The 18,756-nt window shown below is 43.4% G+C and carries 15 protein-coding genes; 5 read left to right on the forward strand and 10 right to left on the reverse strand.

What is annotated here, in order from left to right; translation table 11 throughout:
* Positions 1-47 precede the first annotated feature (47 nt).
* From QUA53_RS11015 to QUA53_RS11025, 3 genes are all read left to right on the forward strand, one after another.
* Positions 48-560, forward strand: a complete 513-nt coding sequence (locus QUA53_RS11015) for a hypothetical protein (RefSeq protein ID WP_333097157.1) — start codon at positions 48-50, stop codon at positions 558-560.
* An 89-nt stretch (positions 561-649) separates the two neighbouring features.
* A complete protein-coding gene (locus QUA53_RS11020; protein ID WP_333097155.1) occupies positions 650-1,414 on the forward strand; it encodes an aldolase/citrate lyase family protein in 765 nt (254 codons plus the stop codon).
* A 188-nt stretch (positions 1,415-1,602) separates the two neighbouring features.
* Positions 1,603-2,271, forward strand: a complete 669-nt coding sequence (locus tag QUA53_RS11025; RefSeq protein ID WP_333097154.1) for a 2OG-Fe dioxygenase family protein — start codon at positions 1,603-1,605, stop codon at positions 2,269-2,271.
* A 123-nt stretch (positions 2,272-2,394) separates the two neighbouring features.
* Here the strand turns inward: QUA53_RS11025 and QUA53_RS11030 are convergent, their stop codons facing one another.
* The gene (locus tag QUA53_RS11030) at positions 2,395-2,883 is read right to left on the reverse strand and encodes a hypothetical protein (protein WP_333097152.1); all 489 of its coding nucleotides are present in this window, start codon (positions 2,881-2,883) and stop codon (positions 2,395-2,397) included.
* Between the two features lie 404 nt (positions 2,884-3,287).
* On the opposite strand from QUA53_RS11030, the gene QUA53_RS11035 reads away from it, so the two are divergent.
* Positions 3,288-8,651 carry an ATP-binding sensor histidine kinase gene (locus QUA53_RS11035; RefSeq protein WP_333097150.1) on the forward strand — a complete coding sequence of 1,788 codons (5,364 nt, stop codon included), beginning with the start codon at positions 3,288-3,290 and terminating at the stop codon, positions 8,649-8,651.
* A gap of 35 nt (positions 8,652-8,686) precedes the next feature.
* Complete coding sequence (locus tag QUA53_RS11040) at positions 8,687-10,219, forward strand: ATP-binding protein (RefSeq protein WP_333097149.1); 1,533 nt, start codon at positions 8,687-8,689, stop codon at positions 10,217-10,219.
* Positions 10,220-10,505: 286 nt separating this feature from the next.
* On the opposite strand, the gene QUA53_RS11045 is transcribed toward QUA53_RS11040, so the two are convergent.
* The 9 genes from QUA53_RS11045 to patD all read right to left on the reverse strand — a co-directional run bounded on the left by QUA53_RS11045 (position 10,506) and on the right by patD (position 18,695).
* Positions 10,506-10,919, reverse strand: coding sequence for a nuclear transport factor 2 family protein (locus QUA53_RS11045; RefSeq protein ID WP_190657739.1), 414 nt, complete (start codon positions 10,917-10,919; stop codon positions 10,506-10,508).
* Positions 10,920-10,995: 76 nt separating this feature from the next.
* Positions 10,996-11,814 (reverse strand): Uma2 family endonuclease, encoded by an 819-nt coding sequence (locus QUA53_RS11050; RefSeq protein WP_333097148.1) that lies wholly within the window; start codon positions 11,812-11,814, stop codon positions 10,996-10,998.
* A gap of 74 nt (positions 11,815-11,888) precedes the next feature.
* Positions 11,889-12,884, reverse strand: coding sequence for an AEC family transporter (locus tag QUA53_RS11055; protein WP_333097146.1), 996 nt, complete (start codon positions 12,882-12,884; stop codon positions 11,889-11,891).
* Positions 12,885-13,258: 374 nt separating this feature from the next.
* Positions 13,259-13,465: a glycogen debranching protein gene (locus QUA53_RS11060; protein WP_333075545.1), complete on the reverse strand. Its 207-nt coding sequence runs from the start codon at positions 13,463-13,465 to the stop codon at positions 13,259-13,261.
* A 240-nt stretch (positions 13,466-13,705) separates the two neighbouring features.
* Positions 13,706-14,197, reverse strand: coding sequence for a GNAT family N-acetyltransferase (locus QUA53_RS11065; protein ID WP_333097144.1), 492 nt, complete (start codon positions 14,195-14,197; stop codon positions 13,706-13,708).
* A gap of 176 nt (positions 14,198-14,373) precedes the next feature.
* A complete protein-coding gene (locus tag QUA53_RS11070) occupies positions 14,374-15,447 on the reverse strand; it encodes an RNA polymerase sigma factor, RpoD/SigA family (protein WP_333097142.1) in 1,074 nt (357 codons plus the stop codon).
* 126 nt (positions 15,448-15,573) lie between these two features.
* A complete protein-coding gene (locus tag QUA53_RS11075; protein ID WP_333097140.1) occupies positions 15,574-17,247 on the reverse strand; it encodes an ABC transporter ATP-binding protein in 1,674 nt (557 codons plus the stop codon).
* A 419-nt stretch (positions 17,248-17,666) separates the two neighbouring features.
* Positions 17,667-18,251, reverse strand: a complete 585-nt coding sequence (locus QUA53_RS11080) for a zf-TFIIB domain-containing protein (protein ID WP_333097139.1) — start codon at positions 18,249-18,251, stop codon at positions 17,667-17,669.
* A gap of 45 nt (positions 18,252-18,296) precedes the next feature.
* The gene (gene patD, locus QUA53_RS11085) at positions 18,297-18,695 is read right to left on the reverse strand and encodes a heterocyst frequency control protein PatD (protein ID WP_333097138.1); all 399 of its coding nucleotides are present in this window, start codon (positions 18,693-18,695) and stop codon (positions 18,297-18,299) included.
* Positions 18,696-18,756: the final 61 nt, after the last annotated feature.

Raw genomic sequence — 18,756 nt, forward strand, 5'->3', positions numbered from 1 at the left:
AGAGGCATTAATACCAGCAACAACTATTGAACAGTCGGCTCTACCTTATGCTCAAAATCGTCAAATTTTTTAGATCATTGATTCCTTTTGAGAGTTTAACAATTACCACCAGTTTAACTTTTTCGGAAGTTTTACGCAGGTTGGATGAAGTTGTTACTCCTCCCAAAGTTTTTAGAATAATTATACCCTTTGGTCCGCCACTTCCCAAACCTTATGAAGGAACAATTTCTGGCAAAACATTCAAAATTAATCGCATCATCATCGGTCGAAATTTATTGTTCCCAATTATAGAAGGAGATATACACACTCAACAGTTCGGTTGTTCCATCAAAATTAGGATGACTTTACATAAAATAGTCATAGGACTTCTGATTCTTTGGCTGTGGACAACTGGCAGTATTGGAATGTTTTCTTTATTTGCTTGGTTAGTCGAACCCTCTGTGGGAGCAATATTTTTACCAATTTTAGGAATGTTTATTTTTGGTTGGCTTTTATGCTTAATTCCATTTAAAATAGAAGCAAAAGCAGCTACAAAATTTTTGTCTATTCTCTTAACCTAAAGTAATTTGTCACAGCCATATTTTAGCTGTATTATTAAAAATAATTTAGGTTCATCGATCGTCAGCGACGGTAAAAAAACTCCAAATTTATGCGTCAAAACCAACTAAAACAAAAAATTAAACAAGGCGAAACCGTCCTCGGTTTATTTATGAACTGCGCTTATCCCGCATTCATGGAAATATGCGGTCACGCTGGATTCGATTTCGCCGTTATCGATATGGAACACGGCCCCCTGAACCCGCTTGCTGCTGAAGATTTGTGTCGCGCCGCCGACTGCACTGGAATTGCACCGATTATTCGCGTCCGCAAAAACGACGGGCCGCAAATTCAACGAGCTCTCGATATCGGCAGTGCAGGCGTTCAAGTACCTCAAATAGAAAGCAAAATCGATGCCGAAACCGCTGTCAAAAGCGCTAAATACAGTCCTCTGGGCACGCGAGGCCTTTCCTTCGCTACGCGGGCGGGACTTTACACCGCCGCAGGTACAAATATCACCGACAAACTCAACGAAGAATCCTTGGTTGTGATTCATGTCGAAGGCAAAGCTGGCATCGACAACCTGGCAGAAATAGTGACTGTCCCAGAGTTGGACGTGATTTTTCTAGGGCCTTACGATCTGTCACAGTCGATCGGCATTCCCGGCCAAGTCCGCGATCCCCGAGTCATCGACATGATGCAGGAGGCAGTCCAAACCATCCGCAAAGCAGGCAAAGCCGCCGGTACTTTTGCCGAAAACCCCGAAATCGCCCAGCAGTGGATTGATGCTGGCGTTCAGTACGTCGCACTTGGGGTCGATGTTGCCGTTTTCCTGCGGGCCTGTCAGTCGCTGGTGAAAGCAGTGAATCGATTTTAGATTTTGGATTGGGGATTTTGGATTAAAAGAAAAACCAGCTCCCCAATTCATCTTGTCGTCTTTACGATATCTTTGCAATTTTAGTAGTGTTTTTTACGACACATACAAAAATCCTGCGCTAGAGTAGAAGCATACACCTCCTCCAGGCAAAATTAGGGAGGGGAGCAAGGCTTCAGGGAGTAAAATCTATGAAAACAGTATTAGAATCCATTCATTTGGATTATGCCTTCATGTTTACTTTCAAAAAAGTAAACTCGATTAAGCTAGAAGGTTTTAAGGAATTTTTTGACGATATGCCTGTCGATCCGTATGTGAAAGGTAAGTATCGTTCGAGAAGATTATCGCGGTTTGCAGTCAACGGAAATGAGTTAGTTAAGTTACCTCACGGCTATTTGTATCAAAGCAAAACATACAATCCGCTAGTGGGTGATATCAGGCGGGAATTTGCCGAATTGGACGATCGGCTAATTGCGCTCGATAATTTCAAACAGATGATTTTTGCTTTTTTCGATTCCTGCAAAATTCACCCGGAAGCTGAAATCGGCATCCATCAAATCAGGACGACTTGTTCGCCGCACAATTTCGGCAACCCCGCACCGGAAGGCATTCACCAAGACGGTACTGACTTTATCGGGATTTTCTCAGTTGACAGAACTAATATTGTAGGCGGGGAAACGCATTTGTACTTGGCTAAAAAAGAGAAGCCTGTTTTTAATAAAGTTCTGCAGCCAGGGGAATTGCTGTTAGTTAACGACCACGAGTTTTTCCACTTTACTACGCCGATTAAACCGGAATCTGAAGGGGTGGGAACCAGGGATGTCTTTGTGCTGACTTCTCCGAGTTTGCTTTGCGATTGAGGATACAGTCTTGGACGCATAACCTAATGAAGTAGGGTGCGTACTCCGCACCTTACTTCGATTACCGATTACTGCATCTCACAGAGCACCTTTTGGTTTCGCCCCCACCCATCTCGATCGTGGTTAATGCTTGGGAAAATCGATTCCTGAAATGGATATTCCTTCCATCTTCTGCACATATCGTCCTTGAGCAGCTACACATTCTGCCATTTTTTTAGCTTGTATGGGTTGACTCCTTGGATCGGGCGAGATACCTCTATACTCCCATGTACCGCGAATGTCGCCAGAGAATGCTTTTCCATTGTTTTTTAATACTAGCTCTGTGCCAGTTGCATCAATATAGTATTTCCCATTTTCAACAGACACGCTGCTAATTGTGATAGATTCGACTCCTTTGTAGGGATTTGCAGGGCCATCGACGATCTTGATGCAGATTCTATTGTTTTGATGTGCAATCTCTCTACGGGAGTTATTGAACATTGTTCCTTGAGCGTAGTAAGCTCCTGTGGGGAGAATTGTAGATCCCTGTTGATTACTTTGAGCAGAGGACAATGATGAGATTGACAGAAGGATAGAACTAACAATTAGTGTTTCTATCGCCAAAAATTTCATTTGCAACAAAACTCCATTAAAATTATTTTTTCAGATTTTACACGATCGCAGGTGCTCTATAAACTTCTTTAGAGTTCTTGCAAAAGTCAAATTTACCCCCCGCCAGTCCCCCCATATCTGGCTATAGATATAGTAACTATAACAAGCCGTATAAATCTCCTCTGAAAACCAAGGGCGAGAGCCCTTCACTCTGTTCTGCATGCTTTTGGAGGATGCTGCGATCGCCCTCCTCACCTAAATATTTATTTATACTTTTTTTAAGAAATGTAAAAATTGATATTTTTTTAGTTGAAATTTAAATTTTGCTTAAAGTGCAAGCTAGTCTTTATATTAGAGGGTAAATCTACTTACAAATTGAGAATTGCTAAAAAAATGTGTATTTCTTCTTAAAATAGGCTGTAAAAATGATTAACTTAGCCGGCTACGAAATTACGAACCAAATTCATGAAAGTAACAATTCTTTAGTTTACCGAGGAGTGAGAAAGCAAGACAACCAACCAGTCATTCTCAAATTTCTCAAGCAAGATTATCCGATGCCAGCTTCGTTAGTCAGATACAAGCAGGAATACGAAATTACACGCAATCTTAACCTAGAAAGTGTACCTAAAACCTACAGCTTAGAAAAATACCAGAACAGTTTGGCGATCGTTTTCGAGGATCGTGGTGGAGAATCATTAAAGCTGTGGTTGGCTTATCAAAAACTTACCTTAGAAGAGTTTTTGTCAACAGCTATTAAAATAACCCGAGCTTTAGGTCAAATTCATCAACATAACATTATTCATAAAGATATCAACCCCAGCAATATTATTATTAACTCGACAAACGGGCTAGTCCAAATCATAGATTTTGGCATCTCTACTGTTTTAACTCGTGAGAATCCTACCCTAAAAAATCCTAATGTTTTAGAAGGCACTCTGAGCTATATATCGCCGGAACAAACAGGCAGAATGAACCGAGCGATCGACTACCGCACTGATTTTTACTCATTAGGAGTCACTTTTTACGAACTGCTAACGGGGCAACTGCCCTGGGATTACGACGATGCAATGGAATTAGTGCACTGTCATATTGCTAAACAAGCAGTACCGCCCCGTGAAATCAATCCAGGAATAGGAATTCCTAAAACCGTTTCAGATATAGTAATGAAGCTGTTAGAAAAAACGGCGGAAAAAAGATACCAAAGTGCTTGGGGAATCATCGCCGATTTAGAAGAATGCCGAGAACAAATACAGGCTAAAGGAACGATTGCTGATTTCGAGCTCGCTCAAAAAGATATTACGGATAAATTTCAAATTCCCCAAAAACTATATGGGAGAGAACGAGAACTAGAAACATTGCTAGCCGCGTTTAATCGCGTTAGCAATGGCACGAAAGAAATTATGTTAGTGTCGGGTTATTCTGGAATTGGTAAATCCGCCTTAGTGCAAGAAGTTTATAAGCCGATAACTAAGGCAAGGGGTTATTTTATTGCCGGAAAGTTCGATCAATTTCAACGCAATATTCCTTACTCAGCTATTGTCAAAGCCTTTCAGTCCTTAGTCAAGCAACTGTTAACTGAAAGCGAAATCCAACTCAATAGCTGGAAAGAAAAACTTTTAGCGGCTTTTGGTGATAACGGTCAAATAATTATAGATGTCATTCCCGACGTAGAACTCATCGTTGGCAAACAGCCACCTGTCCAAGAATTAGGGGCTACGGAAGCGCAAAACCGTTTTAATTTAGTCTTTCAAAAATTCATCCGGATCTTTGGATCTGTGGAGCATCCCTTAGTCATTTTTCTGGACGATTTGCAATGGGCTGACTCCGCTACTCTGAAACTGCTGCAAGTAATGATGGCAGATGAGGAAACAAAATATTTATTTCTAATGGGTGCTTATCGAGATAACGAAGTGAGCCCCACACATCCCCTGATAATGACTTTGGAGGGGCTGCAAAAGCAAGAGGCTACTATTAACCAAATTACCTTAACTCCCTTAGAAATCGGACATATTGCTAACTTGATAGCTGATACTGTGCGTAGGGATAGAGGCGCAGTCATGCCCCTAGCTGAGTTAGTCGTCGGTAAAACTCAAGGCAATCCTTTTTTTGTCAATCAGTTTCTCAGAACTCTCTATGAAGAAACCCTCCTGAATTTCAATTTAGTGAAAAGAAGCTGGGATTGGAATATTTCACAAATCGAAGCAGTAGGGATTACCGATAACGTTGTTGAGTTGATGGTCGGTAAATTGAGAAAAATGCCAGATTTAACTCAGCAGGTTTTACAGTTAGCCGCTTGTGTGGGCAATAGTTTTGACTTAAATACTCTCTCGATTGTCAACGAAAAATCTACCGCTGAAACCTTTCAACAGCTATTGCCCGCCATCCAAGATGGATTAATTTTAGCCACTTCTGAACTCGGCGTAACAGAAGAAGAAATCGTTAAATCTCATCTGGTCATTACTACTTATAAGTTTTTGCACGATCGCGTCCAACAAGCAGCTTATACTCTGATTGAGGAAAGTTCTAAAAAAACAGTTCACTTGCAAATTGGTCGCTTGCTGTGGCAAAATACCTCGCCAGAGAAACGAGCGGAAGAGATATTTGCGATCGTCGATCATTTGAATCTGGGAATTGAACTCATTAGTGATGAATCCGAACGAACTGAAATTGCCAAACTTAATTTAACCGCAGGTCAAAAAGCTAAAGCAGCAACGGCTCATGCTGCGGCTACCCAATATTTGCAAGCAGGTTTGGGACTGCTAGCAAATTCTAGCTGGACTCATCATTACGAACTGACATTAGCACTACATACCGAAGCAGCAGAGGCAGCATTTCTGAGTGGTGACTTTGACCGGATGCAGAAATTAGCTGAGGTCGTGCAAAACTGTTCCAAAAACCTATTGGAAAAAATAAAAATCTATGAAGTCCAGATTCAAGCTTCCGTGTCGCAGAAAAAGCTACTAGAAGCCGTTAATACAGCGTTAGAAGTTTTAAAGCTGTTAGGGGTGGAGTTTCCCTCTGACCCAAACCCGTCAGATATTGGGCAAGCAGTGGGGGAAACGGCGGCAATTTTGAAGGGGAAGCGAATTGAGGATTTAAGTGACCTGCCTCAAATGACAGATCCCTATAAACTAGCAGCTATGAGACTTATATCAAGTATCTTTGCTCCTGCATACATTGCTGCTCCACAACTGTTGCTCTTAACGGTGTGCAAACAAGTAGATTTATCCGTCCAATATGGTAATGCTTCTGTTTCTCCCTTTGCTTATGCCAATTATGGTTTTCTTCTTTGTGGAATTGTGGAGGATATTGATTCGGGTTATCAGTTCGGTCAATTAGCTTTAAGTCTAGTGTCAAAGTTAAATGCTCAAGACATTAAAGCCAAGACAGTTGTCCATGTAAATATATTTACCCGACATTGGAAAGAGCATCTGAGAGAAACATGCGAGCCTTTAGTGTCTGCTTACTCTAGCGGAATAGAGACAGGAGATTTAGAATATGCAGGCTTTAGTCTAATACATTCCTCCTGTGCAGCTTACTATAGTGGCAAAGAACTGACTGTGCTGGACAGAGGGATAGCAATTAACAGAGATGCTATTTATAATGTCAAGCAAGAAATAGCGCTTAATTATATAGAAATAAATTGGCAAGCTATATTAAATTTGTTGGGAAAAAGCGAAAAATCTTGCATTCTGAAGGGTGAAGCCTGTGATGAGGAGCTGAAGTTGCCATTATACCAGCAGGCAAAGGACAAATCGGCAGTTGCATACATATATTTGAACAAAATTTACCTTTGTTATTTGTTTGAAAATTACTCAGAAGGCATTGAAAATACTGCTCTAGCAGAGAAGTGTTTAGATGCAATGGTAGGATTGCCCGTTATTCCTATCTTCCATTTTTACGATTCTTTGGTGCGGTTGGCCGTGTATTCTGATACTCCACAGTCAGAGCAACAGATCATTCTTGACAGAGTACAAGCTAATCAAGAGAAAATGCAGAAATGGGCGCATCATGGGCCAATGAATTATTTGCATAAATTCTATCTAGTAGAGGCAGAACGGCATCGGGTTTTAGGGGAAAAAGTAGAGGCAATCGAAATGTACGACAAGGCTATTGCCCTTGCTAAAGAAAACGAATACATCAACGAGGAAGCACTCGCTCACGAACTCGCCGCCAAATTTTACCTGTCATGGGGTAAAGAAACGATCGCCCAAGTTTATATGCAAAACGCTCATTATAGCTACCAAGCTTGGGGCGCTCTAGCTAAAGTTAAAGATTTAGAAGAAAAATACCCGCACCTACTAGCTAGAACCTCAGCCAAGACAACAGCTCAAACAAATGTTAACCGAACAACGATTAAGACTACTACCACTAGCACCAATTTGGGAGAGACGCTAGATTTAGCCACAGTAATGAAAGCTTCCCAAGCAATTTCAGGTGAAATAGTTTTGAGCAAGCTACTAGAAAGGTTGATGAAAATTGCCATCGAAAATGCAGGCGCCCAAAAAGGCTTTTTAATTTTAGAAAAAGCAGGAAACTGGGCCATCGAGGCAGAAGGTTCAGTGAACGAGGATGAAATTAGCGTGCTGCGCTCGCTTCCCCTCAATGCAGAAGCAGCTTCTGGGGAAACGCCCAAACTCGCAAGTGCGATCGCCCACTACGTCATCCGCACCCAGGAAAACGTGGTTTTAAATAACGCCACCCAAGAGGGACAATTTACCCGCGATCCTTATATTGCAGCCACTCAACCCAAATCCATTCTCTGCACACCTCTGCTGCACCAAGGCAAACTGACAGGCATTCTTTACCTAGAAAATAACCTCACAGAAGGAGCTTTCACTACAGATAGACTAGAACTGTTAAAATTGTTATCGGCCCAAATAGCCATTTCCATTGAAAATGCCCAACTCTACAATAACTTGCAGGAGTTCAATCAAAACTTAGAGCAATTAGTGTGCGATCGCACCCAGGAATTATCCAACACGCTGGAAGCTTTAAAAGCGACTCAAAGCAAGCTAGTCGAATCTGAAAAAATGGCATCGCTGGGAGGATTAGTTGCAGGCGTCGCCCACGAAATTAATACTCCCATCGGCGTTGGTGTCACCGTGGCGTCAGCTTTGGCAGAACATACCACAGAATTTGCTTCTACTTATAACAGTGGCAAAATGAAGCGCTCCGAGCTAGAAAAATTTTTGGATATAGCCACCCAAAGCAGCAACACCCTTCTAACTAATCTAAATCAGGCTGCGGCATTGATTCAGAGCTTTAAAGAAGTGGCAGTCGATCGCTCTAGCGAAGAACGACGAACTTTCATTGTCAGAGATTATCTCGATGAAATTTTAATCCAATTAAAACCAAAATTGAGAAACAGCAAACATTCGATCGAAATTAAGGGAGACACCAAAATAGCCCTAGATTCTTATCCAGGTGCTTTATCCCAAGTTGTCACAAATTTACTGATGAACTCTCTGATTCATGCTTACGAACCGGGCGAATCTGGTCAGCTCGCTTTTGATTGGCAACAAGAGGGCGATCGGCTTACATTGGAATATTCCGATGACGGTCAAGGCATTCCCCCAGAAAATTTAAGTAAAATTTTCGAGCCATTCTTTACTACAAAACGCGGTCAGGGTGGTAGCGGATTGGGATTACATATTGTCTACAATTTAGTTACCCAAAAACTTCTGGGTGAAATAGAATGTAAAAGTGAGGTTGGAGTCGGCACCAAATTTATTATTAAGTTACCCGTCCAAATAAATTCACATAAATTCACAACCGTAGTTTCCTAAATCCCAACATCAGTAACAAAGAAAGGTAAGCAGCAATGGACAAGAGTATTTACGGCTTTTCAAATGAAATCTCATCTGAAGAAGTGTTATTTGCGGATGAAGTTAACTCAGATGAAGAGTTATTTTTTGCCGATGAAGTATCAGAAGATTCTCCGACAGAAAGCTGGAAAGTTTTGATTGTAGATGATGAAGCTCAAGTTCACACAGCTACCAATATAGCCTTAATAAATTTTGTTTATGAAAATAAATTTTTAAAATTTATTAGTGCTTATTCCGCTAAGGAAGCTAAACAGTTAATTCAAGAACATCCTGATGTGGCTATCATCCTGCTTGATGTAATCATGGAAACGGATGATGCTGGCTTAGAGTTTGTGAAATATGTCCGCCAAGTGTTAGGCAATCAGTTAGTGCGAATTATTTTACGCACGGGTCAACCCGGACAAGTACCCGAAAAAAGCGTTATTATCAATTACGATATAAATGACTATAAAACTAAAACTGAATTAACGACATCAAAGCTATACACTACAGTGCTAACAGCTTTGAGAAGTTTTTGTCTAGGTCATAAATTGCAGTCGGAAATAGAGCAGCGCGAACAAGTAGAGAAAGCACTGCGTATCAGTGAAGAAAAAGAACACCAAAAAGCTCTTGCCTTAGAGCATTTTGTCCGAGAACTGCAAGACACACAACTCCAGCTAGTTCAAAGTGAAAAAATGTCTAGTCTCGGTCAATTAGTTGCAGGTGTCGCTCATGAAATTAACAATCCGGTCAACTTTATTTACGGCAATATCTCCTATGCGAAAGATTATATTAAAGAACTAATCTATATGTTGAATCTCTACCAACGGCATTACCCGCAACCCGAAGCAGAAATTCTCCAGGCAACAGAAGATGGAGAGTTGTCATTTATCATGGACGATTTGCCAAAGTTGCTTTCTTCCTTGCAGTTAGGCATCGAACGCATTCGTATGATTGTGGAGTCTCTACGAAATTTTTCGCGGTTGGATGAAACCGAAATCAAATCAGTAGATATCCACGAAGGTATTAATAGCACCTTGATGATATTGCAGCACCGGCTAAAAGCTAGAGCAGATCGCCCTGCTATTAACGTGATTAAAGAGTATAGTCCATTGCCACTTCTGACCTGTTATGCAGGTCAGCTTAATCAGGTGTTTATGAACCTTTTAGCGAATGCTATAGATGCTTTGGAAGAGCGGGGAAGTAGAGAAGAGGGTAGAGTTTTTTACCCGCAGATTTTGATTCGTACTGAAGTCGTAGCGGGCAATTCCTATGACAACAATAGTACGGGATCAGGCATTCGGCTCACAGTTGCTGATAATGGTATTGGCATGACTGAGAATGTTCGTTCAAAACTTTTTACTCCCTTTTTTACTACTAAGCCAATCGGAAAAGGTACAGGCATGGGATTGTCAATCAGCAGAAAAATTCTGCTAGAAAAACACTGCGCTCAACTACAGTGTTTTTCTACGCCAGAGCAGGGAACGCAGTTTATTATTGAGATGCCGACTGTCTGTACAGCAACCAATTTCGCGGTATCTATGGTCTAGGAAACTGATTGGGCCCAATTCATCATATAGCGGTTTTCAGTTGCAGGGGAGAAATCAGCAGTAATTCAGAAAGTTACGCTAACGGGCTTAGACAAAAACTGAAGCCAAAATGGCTTAAAACCTAGATAGAGAAAGACTTTTACCTAGAAAGGGCATAAATCCAATATTTACAATGGTTTCAGGCATTTTTAGGCCATAGACCTCTTTCTTTTGCGAGGGAGAGGTTTTCAGCCCCTAAAAAGGTGAAAAAATGTCTAAGTTTCATTAAGCAACTCACAGATAACTCCTATCGAAACTTCCGTTCTGACTCTTGAATGGGAACATCATTAATACTAGCTTCACGTCTTCGCATTAACCCATTTTCGGCAAATTCCCACTGTTCATTACCATAGGCGCGATACCAGTAGCCAGAATCATCGTGCCACTCATACTCAAATCTAACAGAAATCCGATTGTCTGTAAAACTCCACAGTTCTTTCTTTAAACGGTAATCTAATTCCTTTGCCCATTTTCGTCTTAAAAACGCCTTGATTTCTTCCCGTCCGCTGAAGAATTCGGCACGGTTTCGCCACTGAGAATCTTCCGTATAAGCTAAGGCTACTCGTTCTGGATCGCGGGTATTCCAGGCATCTTCAGCAGCTTGAACTTTGGCTTTAGCCGTTTCCAAGGTAAAGGGCGGTAGAGGTGGTTTAGTTTCCATCAGCTTTGTTTTTTGTGATTATAAAAGGTAAGGTGCGGGATGCTCGCGCTACAGAGAAAGTTTGGGGAATTTGATATCAATCCTCAGCATCGGGATCGATTCCCATTGCTCGCAGTCGATCGGCTAACTGGGTGACTTTTCGCTCTGCTTGTTCAGCTCTTTCCCGTTCTTGTTCGGCTCTTTCCCGTTCTTGTTCGACCAGGGCCCGCTCAATTTCAACTTGTTCGGAGCCAGTTAACAGCAAATTCCCCTGCGAATCCCACCACCGCAGCCAAAGCAGTTCTTGATTTTGATAGCTTCCCTGCCACAGTCCCAATTCTACATCTAGTACAGGAATGGGATAGTGACCGCGTTCGTTTGGCTCCATCCTTCGATACCCAAAATCTATTAGGTGATAGACTTCTAAATTGCCCGTTCTCATTTCATAAATGCCGTAGTAAGGAATGCGAATAATTCTCTCGTACACCCAAAACTTACCCGGTTTAGTGGTGGTACCGTCAGCGGCCACAGTCAAGGGAGTACGATCGCGCTCTTCCTCTCCATTACCGCTAGCAAATTCTAAAGCAATGAACGGAGCCATGTGTTCCCGCCACAGTACATAAGAACGGCGAAAACCGTCAAGTGTTGCCGGTACATTTGGCACGTAAAACCAATCGGGTGCTTCTGCACCTCGCTCTGGCGGGTCAGTTTCTCGCCAGTAAATGCCACAATCTTGCCCGATCGCATATTGTCCGTCTGGGTGCAGCCGCTCTACAACCGGCCCGATAGAATCTGTCAAAATGATGCTCTGGGGATGCTCCTGAAAATTTTTCACAAATGTACCGTCTTCGTCTGGCAGTTGGGTATGATCGGGGAATGCAGGAGGCAGACCTGTAGCAGTTATTATCTCATTCATAGTCTTTTCCGTGCAGTTATGGTTGATTGTACTGCGAAATTTTAAAGCAATCCGATTTGAAACTTTAGCTAATATTAACTAAACCCCGCTAACCACAGCGGAAGCATCAACAGCAACCCGACAGAAGTGATGGCGATGCTGCTAGCTAACAAATCGCGATCGAGCTCGTAGACTTCTGCTAAAATCAGCACCGAAAGAGCTGTGGGCGTTCCCGACATCAACACCAACACGAACCTCGGATCGCCACTCAATCCGAAATAACTAGCACCCAATCCGATCAACACCGGCACAATTACCACTTTTAACAGCGACGGGATTAAAGCCAGTTCAAAACTTTCCCATTTCTTAATAGACCTCAGCCGGATGCCAACCAGCAGCAAAGCACTGGCAATTACCACCCAAACAGCAATCTGCAATCCCGATTCCACTGTCTCGGGCAGGGGGATGTTTCTAGTATAAAAACCAATTAAAAATGCCCACAGAGCGGGAACTGTTAGCACGTCGCGGATCTGAGTCCACCAGTGATTTTTTTGCTCGGAGTTCCCAAAATAGCTAGCAATAAATACACCGAAACAATAAGTTCCAATAACATTGTTAGTGACGCTGTACAAGACAGCCCAGTTGTTGTTATCGGTGCTGATGATAGACGGGGTGATTGCTAATCCAACAAAGCCCGTATTCCCTAACATCGCAGCTAGGAGAAAACTGCCCTGGCTCGATCGCTTCAGGGAATTAAAATTTAATAAGAATAAATTTACCAGAGAATTTTTGCCCTGAAAATAGGGCTTTTTGAAGTGGGCCGCACTCAGCCTACGCAATAATACCCAAGTCAGCCAAGCAAAACTCGTACTCAGAAATAACACGAATATGGCGATCGCCGGCGTGAATCCCACAGCACCCGAAAAATCGCTCTGACGGGCTAAAACTAGAATTTGCAGCGGTATCCCAATCCAGAAAAGAAAGTGGCTCAGCAGCTTGGGAAAATCAACTGGGATGTACCGAAACAGCAGCAGTCCCAAGCCAGTCCAGATCACCAGAGGGGTATAAGCGTGAAATAAGGTTTCAATCATAAAAATTTAACTTGACAATTTGAAATGCCTTTATCTATTAATAATAATGGTAAAATCCGTTTGAAAAATGCGAATTGTCGTTAGCGTAACCCTCGAAGAGGATCGCACTTGCACGCTTGTTCGTCCTAGGGTGTTGGTAGCACTCCAGGCCCAAAAAATTTTGCCCACATTCCCGCATCTTGCAGGGCACTATTTTCAGACTCGCAGCCCCAAAAGATTGCAGCTTTTTACCTTCACATTCACGAAACCTCTTGTAATTTGAAAAATGTGCGATCGAGCTATCTTGCCTTGGACGAACTGATGTCCCACGTTTTCCTGCCATTTCTCTCGAACCGAAACAGGGCGACACTAAAGCTGCTAATGACTTGTACTCATTAATTCAATTTCAAAGCATTAACAGGCACCTCATCCCAAGAACTAACAGTCCGCAAAGTAGCAACCCAGCCCTGCTGTTTTTGCTCTGCAGTCAAATTCTTCTCAAAAGATTCGTGGCAATCCTTCGCTTGGCTTTCATCGCAACAAGCAATGCAAGAATAAAGAATGCCCGACGGATCGATTTGCTCGTTTACCCAAATAATCACGATCTACTCTCTCAATCAAAATCTACTGTTACTTAAATTTTCCTATATTTTTGCCAATTATCTACTCCGATTTACGCAACCATAGATTTGAGGCGGTACAGATTTTTTGTAAGGTGCGCAGTGCACACCCTACAGATTCGTTGTAAGGTGCGCGATACACACCTTGAGGTCTTAGTCTCTTAGAGAAGGACTTCGTTTGCATAGTAGCGATTTCCCTCGCCGAGTCTTATCGAGGGGTTTTTACAATTGTTTCGATGCCAAAGTTGCCAAAGATTCGCCGGCAACCCGGCAAATCCGCCAGTCGGGCATCACATCAGCACCGATACCCTTGTAAAATCCGATCGCCAATTCATTCCAATCCAAAACACTCCATTCCAAACGCCCGCAGCCCCTTTCAACCGTCAACTGCGCTAAATAAACTATCAAAGACTTGCCAATTCCCCGCCCTCGAAACTCAGGGATCACAAACAAATCTTCCAAATAAATTCCCGGCTGAGTCAAAAAAGTAGAATAATTGTAAAAAAACAGCGCCCAGCCCACAACTCGATTTTCGCACTCCGCTAAAATCGCTTCAGCAAAAGGTCGATCGCCAAACAAATGATTCTCCAAATCAACCGCATTGCCAGTCACGGCATGAGATAATTTTTCGTACTCAGCTAAAGCTTTAATCAAATCAAACAGCACCGGCACGTCGGCGCGGGTAGCTGGGCGCAAAATTACCTCAGAAGACATAAATAAGTAAGTACGACGCGACAATCAACAATTAAAAATACCACATCAAGACATTTTTGATTTGTAATTTTTAATTAAGTTTGTCAACCTTGAATTAACATATTTAGGGCGACGTTGGAGTGTCCACCCACAATAATTTTAAGATTTTTCACAATGCAAACTCAATGTTTTCTAGCTTATTTTAACCAGCCCTTCAATCGTTCCGTCACTTGAGGGCGGCGCAGCTTTCGCATTGCCTTATTTTGAATTTGACGGACTCGTTCGCGGGACAAATTGAACAAACTGCTGACCTCTTCTAAAGTGTAAGGTTCGCCGGTCAGCAAACCGTAACGCATAGCAACAATCTCTTTTTCGCGCTCAGTCAAAATACTGTCCAACACCTCCAAAATATCTTGGCGCATCATCATCTCATTCATCTGAGCTTCGGGAGATTGCGTCGCGTTATCTTCGAGAACATCCAAAAGTTCCGAACTTTCTTCAGAGCCGATGCGGTGGTTGAGAGACAAAGATTGCCGGCGTACTTGCTGGAGGTAACGAAGCTGTTCGCAAGTAACTTGCATTTCTCTAGCAAGTTCAGTTTCAGTTGGATTGCGTTGAAGAGAACGCCTCAAATCTCGATAAACTTTTTTGAGTTTATTTAACTGTTCGACAATGTGAACAGGCAAGCGAATCGTCCGCCCTTGATTGGCAATTGTCCGGGTAATTCCTTGGCGAATCCACCAATAGGCATAAGTAGAAAACTTGTAACCCTTCTCCGGATCGAACTTTTCAGCGGCGCGATTCAAACCCAAAGCTCCTTCTTGAATTAAATCGAGAAAAGGCACGCCCCGATTAAGATAGCGTTTGGCAATCGAAACCACCAAGCGCAAATTCGAGCTGATCATTTTCCGTTTCGCCGACTGACACTGGTGGCGAAGCTGTTGCAGTTGAGTTTCGCTTATCCCCAAAGCCGCTGCGAGTTCAGCTTTTGTCGGCACTCTGTCCAATTCGTGCTGCAAACGCTGTTCTAGTTCATCTAGGGCTACCAATTCTTGAACGCGGCGCGCCAACTCCACCTCTTCGGTGGCACTGAGTAGAGGATAGCGAGCCATTTCCTTGAACAAAGCTCCCACTGGATCGTCGGCAGACCAATTGTTGTATGCTGACGATCTAGTTACCGTCGGACGATCGATCTCGGTGTCTTCATCTTGTGCGATCGCGAATGAGGCGTCGGGTGCCACCGCAAAACTGCCTAGGTCAGATTCTGCCATATCGTGCTTGGTGTCGGTGGAATGATTTGAAAAGTATCCCTTAACTTTAACCAATTTAACCGGAAATTTCCGAAATCCATCTAGAAGCTCGTGACAGAAATTAGATGGCCCCAATTTTATACCTTTCTATTGAGTTCGAGCCAGTAAAGGAGCTGCCTGCAATAATTGCTGAGTATAAGGGTGCTGCGGATTAGTAAAAATATCCCTAGTCTTACCGATTTCAACAATTTTTCCCGCATTCATTACCGCAATGCGATCGCAAAAAAATCTCGCCACCCACAAATCGTGCGTAATGAACAGATAAGTCAAATTAAATTCCTTCTTCAACTCCAACATCAGTTCTAATACTTGAGTCTGCACGCTGGCATCCAGCATACTCACAGGTTCGTCGCAAATTATCAGTTGCGGCCGAGTAATCAAAGCGCGGGCGATCGAAACTCGCTGCTGTTGTCCTCCTGACAATTCCCCCGGATAGCGGCGAAAGAAATCCTCCCCTGGACTTAAACCCACCCGCTCTAACATTTGGATTACTTGTTTTTTAGCTTCGCTGGCATTAGCTAATTTGTGAATAAACAAAGGGTCAGCAATACTTTGCCCGACAGTCATCATCGGATTCAGGCAAGCGTGGGGGTCTTGAAAGATCATTTGCATTTCGCGGCGGTGCTTCCTCACAGCATCGCGGTTCAGGGCAGTTATATCTATTCCTTGAAATTCCACTTTGCCACCCGTCGCGGTAATTAGCTGCAAAATCGTGCGTGACAAGGTACTTTTGCCGCAGCCGGACTCCCCCACCAGCCCTAGGATTTCTCCCCGTTGTAGCTCTAAACTAACGCCGTCTACGGCTTTAATTACCTGGCGATTCCTGGAAAACAACTGATCTAATAAATTGCTTTCTAAACTGTAGTGTTGCTGCAAATTCGTTACGGTCAAAAGAGGCGAATTTGTTAAGTTTGCAGTAACGGCTTCAGTCCTGATTTCCTCGAACGCTAACCCTTTGTCGGAATCGGCTTGAATGTGCAAAGCTGCTTTGAGGAGCGATCGAGTATATTCGTGCTGCGGCTTTTCAAACACGTTTTGCACCGGCCCTGTTTCTACGACTTTACCGCCGTACATCACCGCAATGCGATCGCAATACTCAGCCACCATCGCCAAATCGTGAGAAATCAACAAAATAGCCGTTCCCCGTTCCTCACAAAGTCTGGTTAATTCCTGCAAAATCTGAGCAGCTACAGTTACGTCCAAACTTGTAGTCGGTTCGTCCGCCACAATTAATTTGGGATCGAGCAAAAGAGCCAAAGCAATTGCTACTCTTTGCCGCATTCCGCCGCTAAATTCGTGGGGAAATTGCGACCAGCGAGAAGCGGGAATTTTCACAGCTTCCAGAGTTTCGATCGCCCGTTTCTTAGCTTGCTTGCGATCCAAATTCGGTCTGTGAGCTTGCAAAGTCTCGATGCAATGTTCTCCTACAGTCATCAAAGGATCGAGACGAGTCATCGGATCTTGAAAAATCAATGCTACAGCTTCGCCCCGAAACCGTCTCAGCCGCGAAGCATTCATATCAAACACCGACTCTCCAGCAAAACTAACTCGCCCCTCAATCAGCGTTGAATCCGGCAGCAACCGCATCGCCGCCCTTCCCAAAGTTGACTTACCGCACCCAGACTCCCCAACTAATCCGAGCTTTTCCCCCGGTTTCAGCGTCAGGGAAACCCCGTCAACGGCCCAACCGGATTGGCCTCGCCGCTGAGGATAAGCTACTCGCAAATTGTCAACGGAAAATAGAGAAGAGTCATTAGTCATTAGTCATTAGTCCTTAGTCTGTTGTCTGTTGTCTGTTGTCTGTTGACTGTTGTCTGTTAAGTGTTGTCTGTTGACTGTTAACTGTTGTTATTTATTGTTTGTCAATATCCTGGCGGTTAGTTGTTAGTTATTAGTATTTTTCATGGCTTATTAGTGATTGGCAAGAGACCGATATGCTGTTTGTAAATACCAATAGAAATTGCTACAAACAAAGATTTTATTAGTACATCATTAACCGACCAACCGCTTACTAACAACAGTCAACAGTCAACCGTCCACAGTTTGTAAATACCAATAGAAATTGCTACAAACAAAGATTTTATCACTACATCATTAACCGACCAACCGCTTACTAACAACCGTCAACAGTCAACCGTTAACAGTCAACCGCCAACAGCCAACTGTCAACAGCCAACAGATTAAATTTCCCTTCGCTTCAACTCAGCTCTCCGCAGTATGTAAGTAGCGGCACAATCTGCGTGAGGATGGTCTGCTAAAACTTCCGCGAGTTCCAACACATATCCGGCGATATCCGGCCCCAGCTTCTCAGTCAGCACTTGACGTTCCCGAGAGGCGAGTTCTTGCACGCGGGCCTTAGCTTGCCAATTCGGAGAAAACATCTTGTCAATCTCGGTGTGGAATCCCAGACTTTCGAGAATGTCCCACTCGCCGTTATCGCACCAAATGCCCCCGCACAACATACAGCGCTCTATGTAAAAGGGCACTCTGCTGAAAGGAACTTTCGCCCGCGACAGATAGTGACCGTCTTCGGGACACAGCGCTGCTTTGCTGTCGTAGACAGACGGGGTGAATTCTATGCCGAGAGTCCCTGTCGCATCAGGCTTCTCGGATTTGTTGTACCACTGGCTTTGCTCTTTCTGCCAAGCTTCGTATTCTCTGCCTGGAATCCAGATACCGTAACAGTTGGGACACCACTGCACCGACATACGGCCGGCTAAGGTACCGCCTTCTAAATTGGGATGTTTACATTTTGGACATTCCACCGCTTTATTTCTCCTTGCCTTATTAATTCCCTGTTAATTCAATTATTAATTCTGTATCTGGGCGGGCCCTGAAGAACCAGAATTTTTTTGCAGCAGCGCGCCACAGTAGCAAATTAGCGTATTAAGCCGCGCGATCGCCGCAGTTTGCCTCGCCTTTGCTGTCGCTGGCTGGCGCGACGCTTGCAAAAACGTGACATCTGTCCCCAATAACCGCAGTTGCTTGTGAATTTCCGTCAAATAGGACTGCTCTGGGGGTGTTTCTGAGGCGTCTAACTCATCGCTTTCGGCTCTCATAATTTGGTTTCCGAAAAATTGTTGCACTTTTGTGTATTCGATCGCCAGCGCGGCCCGATCCAGATTATCCTGTGCAGCAGTTCTTTGTAGTTGTTCTAGTGCTTGCTGTAATTTTTGGTAGCACTGGCGGCGGTCTTCGGACAATATCATGATTTTGTAAAGAAATTTGTATTTATAATCAAAGTAGATACTTACTTAAGTTTGCTCATAT

The sequence above is a fragment of the Microcoleus sp. Pol12B3 genome (assembly GCF_036701355.1).
Lineage (GTDB): Bacteria > Cyanobacteriota > Cyanobacteriia > Cyanobacteriales > Microcoleaceae > Microcoleus.

What these genes read in the sequence shown, in the direction of transcription:
- QUA53_RS11015 (WP_333097157.1), top strand. Translation starts at nt 48, where the DNA reads ATGCTCAAAATCGTCAAATTTTTTAGATCATTGATTCCTTTTGAGAGT.
- QUA53_RS11020 (WP_333097155.1), top strand. Translation starts at nt 650, where the DNA reads ATGCGTCAAAACCAACTAAAACAAAAAATTAAACAAGGCGAAACCGTC.
- QUA53_RS11025 (WP_333097154.1), top strand. Translation starts at nt 1,603, where the DNA reads ATGAAAACAGTATTAGAATCCATTCATTTGGATTATGCCTTCATGTTT.
- QUA53_RS11030 (WP_333097152.1), bottom strand. Translation starts at nt 2,883, where the DNA reads ATGAAATTTTTGGCGATAGAAACACTAATTGTTAGTTCTATCCTTCTG.
- QUA53_RS11035 (WP_333097150.1), top strand. Translation starts at nt 3,288, where the DNA reads ATGATTAACTTAGCCGGCTACGAAATTACGAACCAAATTCATGAAAGT.
- QUA53_RS11040 (WP_333097149.1), top strand. Translation starts at nt 8,687, where the DNA reads ATGGACAAGAGTATTTACGGCTTTTCAAATGAAATCTCATCTGAAGAA.
- QUA53_RS11045 (WP_190657739.1), bottom strand. Translation starts at nt 10,919, where the DNA reads ATGGAAACTAAACCACCTCTACCGCCCTTTACCTTGGAAACGGCTAAA.
- QUA53_RS11050 (WP_333097148.1), bottom strand. Translation starts at nt 11,814, where the DNA reads ATGAATGAGATAATAACTGCTACAGGTCTGCCTCCTGCATTCCCCGAT.
- QUA53_RS11055 (WP_333097146.1), bottom strand. Translation starts at nt 12,884, where the DNA reads ATGATTGAAACCTTATTTCACGCTTATACCCCTCTGGTGATCTGGACT.
- QUA53_RS11065 (WP_333097144.1), bottom strand. Translation starts at nt 14,197, where the DNA reads ATGTCTTCTGAGGTAATTTTGCGCCCAGCTACCCGCGCCGACGTGCCG.
- QUA53_RS11070 (WP_333097142.1), bottom strand. Translation starts at nt 15,447, where the DNA reads ATGGCAGAATCTGACCTAGGCAGTTTTGCGGTGGCACCCGACGCCTCA.
- QUA53_RS11075 (WP_333097140.1), bottom strand. Translation starts at nt 17,247, where the DNA reads ATGACTAATGACTCTTCTCTATTTTCCGTTGACAATTTGCGAGTAGCT.
- patD (WP_333097138.1), bottom strand. Translation starts at nt 18,695, where the DNA reads ATGATATTGTCCGAAGACCGCCGCCAGTGCTACCAAAAATTACAGCAA.